This is a genomic window from Streptomyces sp. CHD11, assembly GCF_018638295.1.
Taxonomy (GTDB): Bacteria; Actinomycetota; Actinomycetes; order Streptomycetales; family Streptomycetaceae; genus Streptomyces.
Genome location: NZ_JABTTS010000010.1, coordinates 33,621 through 48,571 on the forward strand (window position 1 = coordinate 33,621; position 14,951 = coordinate 48,571).

At 74.6% G+C, this 14,951-nt stretch carries 13 protein-coding genes and 2 pseudogenes; 5 read left to right on the forward strand and 10 right to left on the reverse strand.

The features are described from left to right. Positions 1 to 2: 2 nt before the first annotated feature. Positions 3 to 503 (reverse strand): DUF402 domain-containing protein, encoded by a 501-nt coding sequence (locus HTV45_RS13020; RefSeq protein WP_215205896.1) that lies wholly within the window; start codon positions 501 to 503, stop codon positions 3 to 5. Continuing rightward, positions 484 to 1,413 (reverse strand): GNAT family N-acetyltransferase, encoded by a 930-nt coding sequence (locus HTV45_RS13025; protein ID WP_215205897.1) that lies wholly within the window; start codon positions 1,411 to 1,413, stop codon positions 484 to 486. The genes HTV45_RS13020 and HTV45_RS13025 overlap by 20 nt, the downstream gene beginning before the upstream one ends. Before the next feature lie 71 nt (positions 1,414 to 1,484). Here HTV45_RS13025 and HTV45_RS13030 point away from each other — a divergent pair, with 71 nt between their 5' ends. Continuing rightward, positions 1,485 to 1,850, forward strand: a complete 366-nt coding sequence (locus tag HTV45_RS13030) for a GntR family transcriptional regulator (protein WP_215205898.1) — start codon at positions 1,485 to 1,487, stop codon at positions 1,848 to 1,850. Between the two features lie 197 nt (positions 1,851 to 2,047). Here HTV45_RS13030 and HTV45_RS13035 read toward each other — a convergent pair whose 3' ends face one another. Together HTV45_RS13035 and HTV45_RS13040 are read right to left on the reverse strand one after the other, a co-directional pair. After that, positions 2,048 to 3,142 carry a DUF5925 domain-containing protein gene (locus tag HTV45_RS13035; protein ID WP_215205899.1) on the reverse strand — a complete coding sequence of 365 codons (1,095 nt, stop codon included), beginning with the start codon at positions 3,140 to 3,142 and terminating at the stop codon, positions 2,048 to 2,050. Positions 3,143 to 3,203: 61 nt separating this feature from the next. Beyond that, positions 3,204 to 3,443 (reverse strand): annotated as a pseudogene (locus tag HTV45_RS13040) (polysaccharide deacetylase family protein); the annotation flags it as partial. A 154-nt stretch (positions 3,444 to 3,597) separates the two neighbouring features. Between HTV45_RS13040 and HTV45_RS13045 the strand changes: the two are divergent. Then, complete coding sequence (locus tag HTV45_RS13045; RefSeq protein ID WP_215205901.1) at positions 3,598 to 4,404, forward strand: SGNH/GDSL hydrolase family protein; 807 nt, start codon at positions 3,598 to 3,600, stop codon at positions 4,402 to 4,404. A gap of 4 nt (positions 4,405 to 4,408) precedes the next feature. Here the strand turns inward: HTV45_RS13045 and HTV45_RS13050 are convergent, their stop codons facing one another. The 4 genes from HTV45_RS13050 to HTV45_RS13065 form a co-directional block, all read right to left on the reverse strand. Beyond that, on the reverse strand, positions 4,409 to 6,037 hold the full coding sequence (locus HTV45_RS13050; RefSeq protein ID WP_308309531.1) for a protein kinase: 1,629 nt from the start codon (positions 6,035 to 6,037) through the stop codon (positions 4,409 to 4,411). 49 nt (positions 6,038 to 6,086) lie between these two features. Next, positions 6,087 to 7,685: a nickel transporter gene (locus tag HTV45_RS13055; RefSeq protein WP_215205902.1), complete on the reverse strand. Its 1,599-nt coding sequence runs from the start codon at positions 7,683 to 7,685 to the stop codon at positions 6,087 to 6,089. Continuing rightward, entirely contained in the window at positions 7,682 to 9,550 is a 1,869-nt protein-coding gene (locus tag HTV45_RS13060) for a tetratricopeptide repeat protein (protein ID WP_215205903.1), read from the reverse strand. Before HTV45_RS13060 ends, HTV45_RS13055 begins: the two co-directional genes overlap by 4 nt. Positions 9,551 to 9,654: 104 nt before the next feature. Further along, the gene (locus tag HTV45_RS13065) at positions 9,655 to 11,187 is read right to left on the reverse strand and encodes a DUF4331 domain-containing protein (RefSeq protein WP_215205904.1); all 1,533 of its coding nucleotides are present in this window, start codon (positions 11,185 to 11,187) and stop codon (positions 9,655 to 9,657) included. Positions 11,188 to 11,441: 254 nt separating this feature from the next. Between HTV45_RS13065 and HTV45_RS13070 the strand changes: the two genes are divergently transcribed. The 3 genes from HTV45_RS13070 (at position 11,442) to HTV45_RS13080 (ending at position 13,201) form a co-directional block, all read left to right on the forward strand. Continuing rightward, positions 11,442 to 11,984, forward strand: coding sequence for a sigma-70 family RNA polymerase sigma factor (locus HTV45_RS13070; RefSeq protein ID WP_215205905.1), 543 nt, complete (start codon positions 11,442 to 11,444; stop codon positions 11,982 to 11,984). Further along, the gene (locus tag HTV45_RS13075; protein WP_215205906.1) at positions 11,981 to 12,799 is read left to right on the forward strand and encodes an anti-sigma factor; all 819 of its coding nucleotides are present in this window, start codon (positions 11,981 to 11,983) and stop codon (positions 12,797 to 12,799) included. The genes HTV45_RS13070 and HTV45_RS13075 overlap by 4 nt, the downstream gene beginning before the upstream one ends. Positions 12,800 to 12,925: 126 nt before the next feature. After that, positions 12,926 to 13,201, forward strand: coding sequence for a hypothetical protein (locus tag HTV45_RS13080; protein ID WP_215205907.1), 276 nt, complete (start codon positions 12,926 to 12,928; stop codon positions 13,199 to 13,201). A 153-nt stretch (positions 13,202 to 13,354) separates the two neighbouring features. Here HTV45_RS13080 and HTV45_RS13085 read toward each other — a convergent pair. Both HTV45_RS13085 and HTV45_RS13090 read right to left on the reverse strand, forming a co-directional pair. Next, positions 13,355 to 13,641 (reverse strand): annotated as a pseudogene (locus tag HTV45_RS13085) (ABC transporter permease); the annotation flags it as partial. Between the two features lie 74 nt (positions 13,642 to 13,715). Further along, positions 13,716 to 14,918, reverse strand: coding sequence for a type ISP restriction/modification enzyme (locus tag HTV45_RS13090; RefSeq protein ID WP_215205908.1), 1,203 nt, complete (start codon positions 14,916 to 14,918; stop codon positions 13,716 to 13,718). Between the last annotated feature and the right edge of the window lie 33 nt (positions 14,919 to 14,951).

Genomic DNA, 14,951 nt, shown 5'->3' on the forward strand with positions numbered 1-14,951 from the left:
TCTCACGCGAGCAGCGCGCCGAACCGGCCCCCGTGGGCCCGGGCGTCCAGTTCGTCGAGGGCGGCCACCGCGGCGGCCGCCGCCTCGGGGTCGGTGCCGAGCAGACCACTCGCCGCGAACTCGTCCTCGTCCAGCCGCCGTACGTCCGTGCCGTCCGCGGAGACCCACAGGTCCAGGTCGAGATCCTCGACGACCAGCCGCCCGGCCGAGAGCTCCGCCGGCCGCGTGATGTCGCAGTAGTGCCCCTTGAGGGTGCCTTCGGCGGTGCGGACCTCCTTCACCGAGTACCACCGGTCGCGCCAGTAGTGCTCCGTGAAGACGTCCCCCGGCTCGAAACGGACGAAGCCGAAGTCGCGCACACCGGCCCCCGCCCAGGGGGCGCGCACGCTGACATGGACGCCGTCGTCGGCGAGCAGTTCCGCGGGATAGCGGATCTTCATCCGTCCCGCCTTGACCAGGACGACCTCCACCCGCGCCGGCCCGTCAGCCGCGTGTGCGGACATACCGCACCTCCGTCCCGCAGATCTCGTAGCCGAACCACTTGTTGATCGCGATCATCGGCTCGTTCCCGGTGTCGTTGCCCGTGAACGCCTCCGTGTACCCGGCCGCGCGGGCCCGATGCAGGGAGTCGTTCTTCGCGAGCTTGGCCAGGCCCCGGCCGCGGTGGGCGCGGGCGGTGCCGGTCATCCCCGTGGCGTACCGGGTGCCGCCGTCCGCGCGGGCCGCGGAGAAGGCGGCGGGACGGCCGTCGACCAGCGCCACGGTGGTCAGCTCCGCGCTGAACAGCGGATGCCGCCAGGTCTCCGCCAGCCAGGCCTCGTAGTCGGTGAGCTCGGTGTCCACGTCGCTCGGCTCGTCCGCGGTCGTCTCCGCGTCCAGTTCGAAGAGCGGGCGCGGGTCGGCGGCGAAGTCGGAGGCCGGGCGCAGTTCCACACCCGGCGGCGGCTCCCGGAGCGGGGGCAGGGCGCCGTTCGCCAGGTCCAGACGGAGGAAGTGGGCGGAGCGGCCGGCCCGGTAGCCGTGCCGTCCGGCGAAGGCGCGGTTGCCCGGCTCGTCCAGCACCCAGGCCAGCAGCCTGGTGGCCCCGTGAGCGGTCAGGTGCTTCTCGGCGGCGCGTACCAGCAGGGTCCCGGCGCCCCGGCGCGTGTGCTCCGGGTGGACGTACACGTTGAGGCTGCCCTGGCCGGGCTCGGCGCTCTCGTGCGTCAGGTGCACCTGGGCCGTGCCGATCACCTCTCCGTCCGCCACGGCCACCAGGGGCCGGTAGTGGGCGTCGGGACGCAGCTGGGTCAGGTCGTGGGCCAGGGAGCCCGGGGTGACGAGGATGAACGGCAGCGCGGCATGCCGGACGCGGGCGAAGCCCTCGAGATCGGCGCGCGCGTCGGGGCGCAGGTCGCGGACGGTCACTGTCATGAGGGCGCACGCTACGGGGGCGTGGCCGGGGGACGCCTCCCATTTTCCGGCGGGTGCGGGACAATCGGGCCGTGACCTTGAAGATCCATATCGATGACGACACACCGCCGTACGAGCAGGTGCGGGCGCAGATCTCCGAGCAGGCCCGGTCGGGTGTGCTGCCGGTGGGGTACCGGCTGCCGACGGTGCGGGGGCTGGCCGGGACGCTCGGCCTCGCGGCGAACACGGTGGCCAAGGCGTACCGGGCGCTGGAGGCGGACGGGGTGATCGAGACGCGGGGGCGCAACGGGACGTTCGTCGCTGCGGCGGGGGCAGGAGCGGAGCGGGAGCTGGCGTCCGCGGGCCAGGCGTATGCCGCGAGGGCGCGGCGGCTGGGGTGCTCGGAGGAGGAGGCGCTGGCGGCGGTGCGGGACGCACTGCGTGCGGCGTACGGGTGAGCGGTGTCCTGGCGGGGCCCTGCTTGCGGGTGCGGGTGCGGGTGCGGGTGCGGGTGCGGGTGAGGGTGAGCGTGCGGGTGGGTTGGGGCTGGGCGCGCAGTTCCCCGCGCCCCTGGGGGCTGGGGTGGGCGTCGGCTGTGACGCTGCCGCCGTCCGGCCGTCCCGCCGTTGCCGGGGTGTTGGTCGGTGAGGGGGTTCTACAGGTACAGGCCTGCTTCCGTGGTGGGGCGGGGTTCCGGGAGGGTGGTGGGGGACGTGCCGCGGCGCAGGGCGTACAGCTCGGCCAGGGTCGCGCCCTCGCGGCCGACGCCCTCCTCGGTGCCCAGCCAGTTCACCGCCTCCGCGCGGGTCAGCTGACCCACCTCGATCCGGGCCAGGCAGCGGCCGGGGCGGACCACGGCCGGGTGCAGGCGCTCCAGGTCCTCGTTGGTGGTGACCCCGACCAGGACGTTGCGGCCCTGGCCGAGCAGACCGTCCGTCAGGTTCAGCAGCCGGGACAGCGCCTGCCCGGCGGTGTGCTTGGCCTCGCCGCGGATCAGTTCGTCGCAGTCCTCGAGGAGCAGCAGCCGCCAGCGGCCCTTGCCCGCCGCGTCCTCCTCGCCGATCGCGATGTCCATCAGGTAGCCGACGTCGGAGAAGAGCCGTTCCGGGTCCAGCACGCAGTCCACCTGGCACCAGTCCCGCCAGGACCGGGCCAGCGTGCGCAGTGCGGAGGTCTTGCCGGTGCCCGGCGGGCCGTGCAGCAGGAGCAGCCGGCCGGAGATGTCCTCGGGGGTGGTCTTCATCAGACGGTCCATCGCGTCCGCCACCGGCGCGGTGTAGTTGGACCGGATCTCCTCCCAGGTGCCCGCCGAGATCTGCCGGGTGGTGCGGTGCGGGCCGCGCCTGGGGGAGACGTACCAGAACCCCATGGCGACGTTCTCCGGCTGTGGTTCGGGCTCGTCCGCCGCGCCGTCGGTGGCCTCGTCCAGGATCTTCGCGGCGAGGTCGGCGCTGGTCGCGGTGACCGTGACGTCGGCGCCCCGGTTCCAGCGGGAGACCAGCAGCGTCCAGCCGTCGCCCTCGGCCAGGGTGGCGCTGCGGTCGTCGTCCCTGGCGAGCCGCAGCACTCGCGCGCCCGCGGGCAGCAGGGTCGCGCCGGAGCGCACGCGGTCGATGTTGACGGCGTGCGAGTACGGCTGCTCGCCCGTCGCGAAGCGGCCGAGGAACAGCGCGTCGACGACATCGGACGGGGAGTCGCTGTCGTCGACGTTGAGCCGGATCGGCAGTGCGTCGTGCGGGTGCGCGGACATGCCGCCATGATCGGTCACCGGGACGCCGCGCGCACCCGGTTTCCGAGGTGCGCGCGGATCGTCACCGTACGGGCCCGTCTGTTCGATCCGGCGGGCGGCGGATCAGCCGTCCGGCCTGGCGGGCGCGGCGCGCCATCGCGTACCCCTTGGTCAGGGCCCGGTCCCCGGTGACGGCGCGGGTGACGGCCCGGCCCCTCGACCAGCCGTTCGACTCGGCCGTGGACGTGGACCTGCGCACCGTCAGGCGCCGCAGGGCGTACGGCCGCTGGGCGCGGCGGGCGAGGCCGACGGCGAGGGCGATGCGGCCCACTCCGTAGGGGGCGTCAGGGGTGGAGGATCCCCGCGGCCGGATCTCGTCCAGGAACGAACGGTAACAGTTTTGGCATGGACACTTCCAGTCAACACGCGTAGTTGGTACCACGGTTGGGGCAGAGATCCTGCTAAAGGGAGGTTCCATGAGACGTTCCCGACTTGTCCTCTTCCTCGGCGCACTCCTTCTCGCCGTCACCACCGCCCTCACCGGGGCCGCGGCCGCGCACGCGTCCCAACAGGCCGCGCCCGGCGGCTACGTGGCGCTCGGCGACTCCTACTCCTCGGGTGTCGGAGCCGGTAGCTACATCTCCTCCAGTGGCGACTGCAAGCGCAGCACGAAGGCATACCCCTACCTCTGGGCGGCCGCCAACTCACCCTCGTCCTTCGACTTCACCGCCTGCTCGGGCGCTCGAACGAGTGATGTTCTCTCCGGGCAGCTCGGCCCGCTCTCCAGCTCCACCGGCCTGGTCTCGATCAGCGTCGGCGGCAACGACGCCGGTTTCGCCGACGTCATGACGACCTGTGTGCTCCAGTCCGAGAGCTCCTGCCTCGACCGGATCGCCACCGCGCGGGCGTACGTCGGCTCGACGCTGCCCGGCCGGCTCGACGGCGTGTACTCGGCGATCCGCGACCGGGCGCCGAACGCGGAGGTCGTGGTGCTCGGTTACCCCCGCTTCTACAAGCTCGGCACCACCTGCATCGGCCTCTCCGAGACCAAGCGGAAGGCGATCAACGAAGCCGCCGACCTCCTCGCCGGCACCATCGCCCAGCGCGCCGCGGCGCACGGCTACGCCTTCGGTGACGTCCGCACCACCTTCACCGGCCACGAGATCTGCTCCGGCAGCTCATGGCTGCACAGCGTGGACTGGCTCAACATCGGCAACTCGTACCACCCGAAGGCGGCCGGCCAGTCGGGCGGCTACCTGCCGGTGCTGAACGCGGCGGCCTGACCGGTCAGTACTCCTCGTCCTGCGAACCGGAGGCAGTCTCGGAGGCCCCGCCCGTCGGGGTCTCCGACCCGCACGTCACCGAGAACGGAACCGTCCGCGAGGTGGTGTGCACCGGCTCGCGGACCTCGACACCGATCGCGCTCCGGTACGTCCCGCTCTCCGAGTACGTCGTCACGGAGACCGTGTCCTCCTTCGACCGCCCGCCCCCCTCGGGGAACGACAGCTTCCGCCAGCCGGGATCGGCCACCGAGCCGTCCTCGGCCACCCAGCGGTAGGACACCTCGGCCGGCAGCCGGCCCACGGTGAACGTCGCCGTGAAGGCGGGCGCCCGCTCACCCGGCGGCGGACAGCTCCCGGAGTACTCCGTGCGCGCGCCGGTCACCGTGACCGACACGGTCCGCGGCGGCGGAGCGCCCGCTCGTTCATCGTCGTCCCCGACGGTGGGCGAGGGCGCCGGATCCTCCGTGCGCGGCGCCCCGCCGGCGCCCTCGGTCCCTTCCTCACCGGTCCGCGCGGGTGAACTCGCGCCTTTGCCGGCGCTCTTGCCCTCCGGTCCGCCGCCCTGGCGGTTCAGCAGGGCGTACGTCAGCCCGGCCAGCGCCAGGGCCAGGACGACCACGCCCGCGACCAGGACGACGGCACCGCGCCGGTCGCGCCCCGGCCGGGTGACCGCGGTGGCCGGATCTCTCGTGAGCGGCTGCCGGGGAGCGGGCGACGGCGTCACCGCCGGGGACGCAGCCGGAAGCGGAAGCGCGGCCACCGTGGGGGCGTACGGCCCCGGACGTGTCGTGTCCGCGCGCGAGGCCCCGCCCGCCGCGATGAGCCGCAGCTCCTCCTGCGCCCGCTCCGCCGACAGCCGCTCGGCCGGTTGCTTGCGCAACAGCCCGTCGATGACGGGGGCGAGCGGACCGGCCCGTCGCGGCGGTGGCAGCTCCTCGTCCACGATCGCCCGCAGCGTGCTCAGCGGAGTGTCGTGCCGAAAGGGCGAGACGCCCTCCACCGCCGCGTACAGCAGCACGCCGAGCGACCACAGATCCGACTCGGGTCCCGGCGTACGCCCCAGCGCACGCTCCGGGGCGAGGAACTCGGGCGAGCCGACGACCTCCCCGGTCATGGTGAGTGCGGAGCTGCCCTCGACCATGGCGATCCCGAAGTCGGTGAGCACGACCCGTCCGTCGTTCGAGATCAGCACGTTCCCGGGCTTCACATCCCGGTGCAGCACCCCGGCCCCGTGCGCCGCCCGCAGTGCGGTGAGCACCTCCGCGCCGATGCCCGCGGCCCTCGGCGGCGCGATCGGGCCCTCCGCTTCCAGCACCTCGGCGAGCGACAGGCCGCGGACCAGTTCCATGACGATCCACGGGCGCCCGTCCTCGGTCGCCACGTCGTACACCGTCACGACGTTGCGGTCGGCGATCCGGGCCGCCGCCCACGCCTCACGCTCCAGACGGGCGTACATCCGCTCCACGTCCGACGCCGGCAGTCCGGCCGGGGCGCGCACCTCCTTGACGGCGACCTCGCGGTGCAGCAGCTCGTCGCGGGCCCGCCACACCGTTCCCATCCCGCCCTCGCCGAGCGGTGACAGCAGCCGGTAGCGGTCCGCGATCACCCGCTCACTGCCCGGTTCTTCGGACACGGCGCCCCCATTCGCATCCGGGCGAGTTCTCCCTCCCTGTGAAAGTAGCTCAGCCGAGTGCGGATGCGGCCCCCCTGAACAGCAATCCGGCTCCCAGGACCACGACGACGAAGGCCGACCCCAGGGGCGCACTCCGGCGCACCAGGGCCGCCCAGGGGGCAGCCGTCCAGCGCGGACGCCGGGCGAGCAGCCGGGTCATGCCGCTGCCGGCCTTGACGACCGCGTACCCGGCCGCCGTGAGGGTGAGGGCCAGCCCGACCCCGTACGCGACCACGAGCAGCAGCCCGAACCAGGCATGGCCGAGCGCCGCGGCGCCGACCAGCACCACGACGGCGGACGGGCTGGGCACCAGCCCGCCGGCGAACCCGAGCAGGATCGTGCCGCGCAGGGTGGGCGCGGTGGGGTGGGTGTGGGTGCGGCCGCCGTGGGTGTGCTCGACGTGGGTGTGAGCGTGGGGGTGCTCGTGGCCGGACGGGTGGTCGTGGCCGTGGCCGTGGTCGTGGTCGTGGTCGTGGGGGTGCTTGTGGCCGGACAGGTGGCCGTGATCGTGGTCGTGGTCCTGCCCGTGTTCGTGCCGGTGGCCGTCCCCGTGCCGGTGGCCGTGTGCCCCGTGGTCCCGGCCGCGCAGGGCTCGGCGTACGAGGCTCGCGCCGGCCAGGGTGACCAGGACGCCGCTGGCGATGCCCAGCCAGGCGATCACCGAGGGCGCGGCGGCCGAACCCGCCGTGACCAGCAGGCCCAGGGCGACCACGCCGAGGGTGTGGGTGACCGTCACCGAGGCGGCCATCGGCAGGACGTCCCGGAGCCGGGCCCTGGCTCCGCGCGCCGCCGCCGTCGCGGCCATCAGGGTCTTGCCGTGGCCCGGGGCGAGCGCGTGCGCCGCACCGAGGACGACGGCGATCAGCAGGGCGAGCGCGGCGAAGCCGGCGGTCAGGTCGCGCCGGGCGACGATGTCGTCGAGTGCGCGGGTCCAGCGGTCGGCGCCGCGCGGCAGCACGGCGGAGGCGGGCGCGTCGGCCTCCTCCTCCGCCAGGGCCGGACCGCCGGGGCGCAGACGCAGGGTCGCCGTCCTGGTGTCGGCCGGGGACGAGAGCAGTTCCTCCGGATACCGGGTCAGTTCGCGGGACAGCGAGGCCGAGGGCACGTCCGAGGCGGTGAGCGTCGTACGGTCCCCCCGCGCGGTGATCTCCCGCCAGCCCGGCCCGGACGCCGCGCCCGCCCCCCGGAAGCGGAGCTCCACACCCTCCCGTTCCGGGAGCGGCGCGGTCAGCCGGCACTCCACGCGGAGGGTGTCGAGCCCCGCCTGGCCGGGACGCACCCGCGCGCGTGCGTCCCGGACGGCCAGCGGGACGGTACGGCCGTCGACCCGCACCTCGCTCTCCCGCGCGGCGGTGGCACAGCGTTCCCGGGCCCACCCGTCCCGGCCCAGCCGCTCGACGTCCGGGCCGGCCTGTGTGGCCGGGATCTCGGCGAGGTCCTCGACATGACGGACGCGGAGTTCACCGGGTGCGGTGATCAGCCCGTCGTAGCGGTTGACGGTGAAGTTGCCGAGCGGGTGCGCGCTCGCCGTGCCGGCCGGGAGCAGCGTGAGCGCGCCGGCGGCGGTGAGCACGGCGGCGCCGGCGGCGAGGGAACGGCGGGGGATCAACGCGCCGCCTCCAGCTCCGCGAGCGCGGTCCGTGCCGCGCGGGCGCCCAGCGGCGAGAATCCGGGATTCAGTTCCAGCGCCGCGGTGAGGGAGCCGCGGGCGGCGCGCTCGTGCCCGGCGGCCTTCTCGATCATTCCCCGGTGGTAGAGGAAGACGGCGTTGCGGTAGCCGGTGGCCGTGGCCCGCCGGGCGTACCGGAGGGCCTCCTCGTCCCGTCCGTTGACGTGCAGCGCCCAGGCGAGAGCGTCCGCGGTGTGCACACTGTGCCGCCGCTCCCACTCCGCGCGGGCCGCGCGCAGGGCCTCGGCCGGGTCGCCGTGGTCGGCCGCGGCGAGCGCGGTGTCGAGGTCGGCCTCCACCCCGCCGACGCGGGCCAGCGCGAACCAGGCGTCGACGAGGGCGTACTGGTCGCGTGCCTTCGCACGGTCGCCGTCGGCGCCGCGCGTCTCGTACAACTCGCCGAGCGCGACGAGCGGACCGGGCAGCGGGGAGCGGGCGACCACACGCTCCAGTGTCCCGACGGCCCCCGCGTGGTCGCCGCTCGCGGCCTGGGCGCGCGCCCGGCCCTCCAGGGCCGGAAGATGGCCGTCGTCGGCGGCGAGCGCCCGCGCGTAGTGCGTGAGGGCCGTCCGGTACTCGCCCTGGTTCCAGGCGAGCTGTCCCAGCGCGGTCGCCACGTACGCCACGTCGGCCGGCGAGGCCGCGCCGTCCAGGGCCCGTTCCAGCACCTCCCGCGCGGTGCGTACGTCGCCCCGCAGTTCCCGTACGTAGGCGTACCGCGTGAACACGGGGACCCCCGGCCGCCTGCGGTCGGCGGTGGACGCGGCCTCGGCGGCCTCCCCGTACCGGCCGAGCTCGACCAGGGCGTCGATACGGGAGCACAGGGCGCGCTCGCTGTAGGGGTTCTGTTCCAGGGCCCGGCCGGCGTGCTCCAGGGCCCCGGTGAAGTCGTGCCGCGCGGCGGCGAGGGCAGCCTGTCCGGCGAGGGCGGGCTCGTTGTCCGGTTCCAGGGCGAGGGAACGCTCGAGCGCCCGCTCGGCCTGCGGGTAGCGCGAGGGGTCCCCCTGGAGGCGCGCCTGCTCGACGTAGGCGGTCCCCAGGGTGGCCCAGCCACCGAAGTCCCGTGGCTGCGCACGCAGGTGGGCCTGCAGGGACCGGATGCCCGCCCCGAGATCACCGCCGGCGAGCACACCGGCCGCGACCGTCCCGCCCGCCGCGGTCGCGTCCCGCCCGGCCTCCCGGTCCCCGCCCGCCGCGACGCTTGCGGCGGTCATCGCGACGGCCAGCAGGACGGCGCAGGAAGCGGCGTGCACCCCGGGCCCCCGGCGCGCGGCAGCGGCGAACCGCCGAAGCGCCGCGATCCTCCCCGGCGCGACGCCCGCACCGTCGAGGGTCGCCGGCTCCCGGATCTCACCGTCGGCGGTCGCCGGCTCCCGGAATCCGGCTTCCGCCTCCGTCCGCGGACCGCCCTCCGGCCCGTCCTTCCCCGCCACCCGCTTCCCCGCCGCACCGGGGCCGGTGTCCGACCCGTCCCCGGCTGCCGGGCCGTCCTCCGCCCGCGCGGGCCCAGCACCGGCCCGCCCCGTCACCGTGTCCGGAGCGGCGTCCGGCCGGTGGTGCGCCCCCGGGCGCCGCGCGGCCCCCGGCGCGGGTGCGCGGACCGTGCCGGCGCCCTCGTCGTCGGCCGTCCTCGGCACGGGCCCGGCGCCCGGGGCACCGGGCCCGTCCGCCCGGCCGGGCCCCTCCTTCGGTGTCCCGCCCCCGGCGGGCGGTCGTACGGGGTCCGGTGTGTCCTCGGGGCCGGAGACCGGCGGTACGGCCGCCCGCTCGTTCTCGCGGGCGCTGTCGTTGGTGCGGGGAGCCATGGCCTCTGTCTCTCCTCGGTGCTCGGAGGCGCGGCCCGTGCCGTGGGGGTCGGGGGACGGGCCGCGCCGGTCGTCGGGGTGGGCCGGAGTACCGGCCGCCGGGGTCAGTACGCCCGGCCGCGCATCCGGCGCCACCACATCAGCGCCACGCCGATGAGCAGCAGCCCGCCGGCGCCGGCCCCCGCGGACGCGGCGATCAAAGCCGTGTCGTCCGAGCCGTCCGCACCCGCGGGCCGCAGCGCGTCACCGAGCTGGTTGCGCACGTCGTTGGCGCTGTCCACACCCTTGGCGAGCGGGCCGCGTGACCCCTCCGTGGGGTTCGCCAGGTACGGGAAGGCCGCCCCGAACTCCTTGTCGTTGGCGTCGACCGCGTCACCCAGGTCGTTCTCCGCACCCACCAGCTCGCCCTCGACGACCTGCAGCGCGGCGTCGATCACGTCGTCCGTCAGCCGCCGCCCGTTGGGGAAGCCGGCGGTGTCCCCGTCCAGGACACCCAGCCGCTTCGGCTCGGCGGCCGGCTCGATCGAGGTGTTGAGGCGCAGCATCTCCGACGGTGTCACGTGCGGCGGCTGGTTGAGCCCTTCGACGCCTTTCAGGAACACGTCGACCAGGTCGTCGCGCGGCTCGTCCGGAGCGGGGATCTTGTAGATCGCCTCGATGAGCTTCGGCAGCTCCGGCTCGGTGACGTTCTTCAGGAACTGCGCGTCGTCCCACGGCCCGGACGCGTTGAACGTGTCCTTGTCCTTCAGCGGGTTGACGACCTCGTTCACCAGCGGGTTGCCCAGCCGTGACACCTGGACGAAGTCCCCCTCGGCGTTCTTGCGCTGCGTCGTCGACCAGACACCGACCACCGGCTGGTCCGCCGACTCGGTGATCATGGCGGTCGGGACCTGGAGCGCCAGGGAGTTGACGTTGTACCCCTTGAGCGTGTCGTTGCCGACCTCGGAGAGGTTCCCGCCGTACAGCAGGTCGAACACCCGCAGGTCCAGGAAGAACGGGTCGTCCGCCTGGCCGGCGAACGTCGTCGCCCCGCCCGCCAGTTCGTACACCGCCTGCTTGCGCAGCGTGTCGTAGTCCGGCATGGAGGCCTTGCCGACGTTCGACGGCGCGACCGGCACATCCTCCGCGATCTTCGTGCGGGACACCGCGTGCTGGTCCTTCAGCTTCAGCAGCTCGATGTCGTAGGTCTGGGTGATGTTGAGGTCCTGGTCGTCCAGACTGGTGACCGGGCCGGTGTTGTAGAGGAACGTCTTGTCGTTCTTCGTGTGCGTCGTGAAGGTGTAGCGGAAGAGCAGCTCGCCCTGCGCGTCACCGTTGTTGTCGATATGGATGTCGTACTGGGCGTCCTCGGCGAACGTGAAGAAGTTCGGCCCGCCGGCCGGTTCCTCGAAGGGGATCCAGTTCGCGATGAGCGTCGTCGTGTCCGGCTTGTCGGGGCTGACGAACGCGTACAGGTCCGTGTTGTCGTACTGCGGGGTGCCCGATATCAGCGGGGCCTCCCGGTGGGAGGAGGCGGAGGCCGCCTCGGGTTGCAGCGCGGTCACGCCGGCGGCTGCGAGCCCCCCGGCCGCCAGCGCGCCACAGATCAGGGTCGCGAGACTCCTGCGCCCCGCGCCGGTCCTGGAGTTAGGTGTCATGCCGTCCGTCCTCAGTGCCAACTTGCCTGACGCACTGGGATTCGGAGCATGGAGCGGGCCGGATTGGTCGACTTTCGAGAAGAGTTGCCGCACCCCTCCCGCGACGCCGCTCCGCCCGTAGCATTTCTCGCTGCCGGCCCGCGTTTTCGGCCCGGTGATCCGTACTTCCCATCCGGAGGCGCGCTCGCTGCGCATGCCTCGTGCGACCGGGCGGCCCCGAGGGGGCCTGTGAGACCTGTAGGAGGGGACACGCGTTGGAGGCGGACGAGCTGCTGGTGCTTGTGGCCGCGGGCGACCAGAAGGCGTTCGAGCACCTGTACGGAATGGTCTCCGGCCCCGTGTACGGGCTGGTGCGGCGCGTGGTGCGCGATCCCGCGCAGTCCGAGGAGGTGGCTCAGGAGGTGCTGCTCGAACTCTGGCGCTCCGCCGCGCGGTTCGACCCGGGCCGGGGCAGCGCGCTGTCCTGGGTGCTCACCCTCGCCCACCGCCGCGCCGTCGACCGGGTGCGCAGCGCCCGTGCGGCGGGCGAGCGCGAGCAGCGCGAGGCCCGGCGCGGTCACGGCCCCGCCTTCGACCAGGTCGCCGAGGAGGTCGAGGCCGGGCTCGAACGTGAGTGGGTACGCCGCTGCCTGGACCGTCTCACCACGCTCCAGCGGCAGTCGGTCACCCTCGCCTACTACGACGGCTACACCTACCGGGAGGTGGCCGAGCGGCTGTCGTTGCCGCTGGGCACGGTCAAGACCCGTATGCGTGACGGCCTCACCCGCCTGCGCGACTGCCTGGGAGGCGCGGCATGAGGCTGTTCGGCCGACCGGGAACCCGCGGCGCGGCGCACTCGCTGGCCGCCCCCTACGCCCTCGACGCCCTGGAGCCCGCCGAGCGCGTCCGCTTCGAGAAGCATCTGAGGTCCTGCGGCCGCTGCACCGCCGAGGTGCGCGATCTCGCCGAGGACGCCGTCCGTCTCGCCTGGTCCACGGCCGCCCCCGCGCCGCCCGCGATGCGGGACCGGGTGCTGGCAGCCGTACGGACCACGGCGCAGGAGCCGGCGCCGCAGGACCCCGCACGGGCGCGGGCGACACAGCTGCCGCCCCATGTCTGGGGCGCCGCGCCGCCGCCGCGTGACCGGGAGCGGCGCCGGTCACCGCTGTTCGTGCCGTTCGCGACGGCCACCGCCGCCGCGGCGCTGGTCGTCGCCTCGCTCTTCGCCGTCCAGGCGGACCGCACCCAGGACCGGCTGAACGCCGAACGCGACCGGTCACGTGAGATCGCCCACGTTCTGGCCGCCCCGGACGCCCGTGCGAGCAGTGGCCAGGACGCGCGGGGCCGCACGATCGGAGTGATCGCCTCCGCGTCGACGCGCGGCGCGGTCGTCACTCTGGGCGGATACGGAGACCCTCCGAACGGACGTGTGCGCCAGCTCTGGCTCATGGGCCCGGGGGAGCGGCCGCGGTCCCTGGGGCTTTTCGCGGGCGACACGCCCCTGGTCGTGTCCGGCCTCGACACCTCGGCGACGTCACTCGCGGTGACCGTCGAGCCCGGCGGCGGCTCACCGCAGCCCACCGGCCAGCCCATCGTCCAACTCGCCCTGAAAACGGTCGGATTCGGAGAGTAACCGACGCGGGTTCGTCAACACCCTTACGGGGAAGGTGAATCCCGTGACCTCGATACACGAGTGCCCGGCCGGGGAGATAGGGTTACCCTGCCCGGGCCGGGTGGACTCGTACGGGTGGGGAGTGACATGGAACAGATAACAGTGCGCAGCAGGGCCAGGATCCCTGCGATCACCTGCGGTAGCAGCGCGAGCAGTTCGCGCCTCGACCGCCATCTTTCGGTTCTGTCGGGACCGGCGGTCCCGCAGCGGGAGACGGCCGAGGCGACGTCGCTGATGCGCGAGCTGACCGCGCGTGAGCCCGTGCACGGCCGCGGCGCCAGGGGCTCACGGGCCCGGATGAGCCGCGTCTCGCTCTTCGCCCCGCTGCGTCGACTGCGCCGCTCCCTCTTCGGCAGCCGGTAGCGCCCGCGCCGGGCGGTCCAGCCGTCCCGGCGCAGCGCCCCGCCGGGTCCGTCCCCGCGGCACCCCCATTCCACATGTCCCCCCGCCGGCGCCCCCGGTCCCACCCGGCTGCGATCCCGGGGGCCCGCCGGCCGTTCCCCTCCTCCCCGTGCCTCACCGCCTGCCGCGCGCGTACTCCCGCACCGCGAGGGGCGCGAACACCGCGAGCAGCACCGCGCACCGGACCAGCGACCCCGCGACGGGATGAGCCACCGGCCACGCCGCCCCGTCCGGTACGGACGCGTTGCCGAACAGATCCCGCGGAGCCGTCGCCACCGCGCTGATCGCATTCCACTCCGCCACCGTGCGCAGCCAACCAGGCAGCCCCTCGGTGGGGAGGTACGCGCTGGACAGCAGCGGCCGCAGGAAAAGACCGCCCCGCCCAGCCGACCGGCCGCCTCTCCGAGGCCCAGGCGTGCGGCCAGGCGTGCGGCCGGAGTCGCCGTTCCGGTCCGTGGCCCGTGCGCGGTGGTCCTCAGAGGAGGGTGAGCTGGCCCTCGGGGCCCTCCTCGTGCGCGTCGAGCACCGAGGCGGGGCGGCGGGCGGAGCCGGGGACCGGGAGCACGCCCGCCCCGCGCAGTTCGGCCGGGGTGATCGGGGCGGGGATCGGCTGCTGCGTCAACATCGCCCGCTGCGGCCGCAGTTCGGCCAGCAGGGCGAGGACCGTGATCAACTCCAGGAGTTCCGAGGTCCAGGCCTGCGGCCAGGCGTGCGGCCGGATCGCGGTCAGGGTGCCCGGTTCGGGTGCCTCCGTGCGCGCCGCGAACCACTGCTCCAGCACCCGTACGCCGCCGGCCTCGTAGTCCCACGCCTCCGGCGGTACCGGAGCGACGCGGCCCTCGTCGACCAGCAGAGCCTCCTCCTCCCGGTCGTAGCGCACGGTCAGCGGCCGGGAGGGCAGCGGGGCGCGCACGTACGGGCGGCGCCCGCCCGGCAGCCTGGGCCGTTCCCCGTCGCGCCGCATCAGCCACAGCATCCGGCGGCCCACCGCCACCCCCTGTTCCCAGGTCTCCGGGTCCCCGGTGAGCGGCACCGCGAGCCCGCGCGGTGCGGGGTGTGCCACGGCCGCGGTCCAGGCGAGGACGTCGACGGGGGAGAGGCCGTGACCGAGCCGGGCGGTGAGATGGTCCGTCAGTCCCGGCGCCAGATTGGGCTCGGCGGCGCCCGGCCTGCGGTACAGCGGACGGACGCGTCCCGTGCGGAGCACAGGCAGCAGGGAGGTGACGAGCAGCGGCGGTCCGGCGCAGTCGCCGGCGCCGGCACCGCCCCGCGCGGGGCCGGCCTCGACGGCGAACACCTGTCGCTCGTCCGCCACTCGCCACAGCTCGGGCCGGGCGGCGTCGATCAGCCGCTGGTCCGGGATGAGCCACTGCTCGTCGAAGGGGGCGTACAGGATCCGCACCGGCTCGGGGCACGGGCCCGAGGCGCGGGCCAGCTTCTCGGTGCCGCCGTTCCGGCCCGGCAGCCGTCCGACCGCCGTGTGCGGGGTGCGGGAACGGGTCGGCCGGAACAGCAGCTCGCGGTCGGCTCCCCCGGCCTTCATCAGGGCGTCCCAACGGGCTTTCAGGGACGTCGCGTCGGGGGCCGCCGGCCACCCCCGGCCGAGGCGCGGCGGTGCGACGGACCACGGCATGAGGTCCGCCAGCAGCGGAGCGTCGTCGTGCGTCACGCTGGGCATCGTACGACCCCGGACCCCGCCGGCGGACTCCCT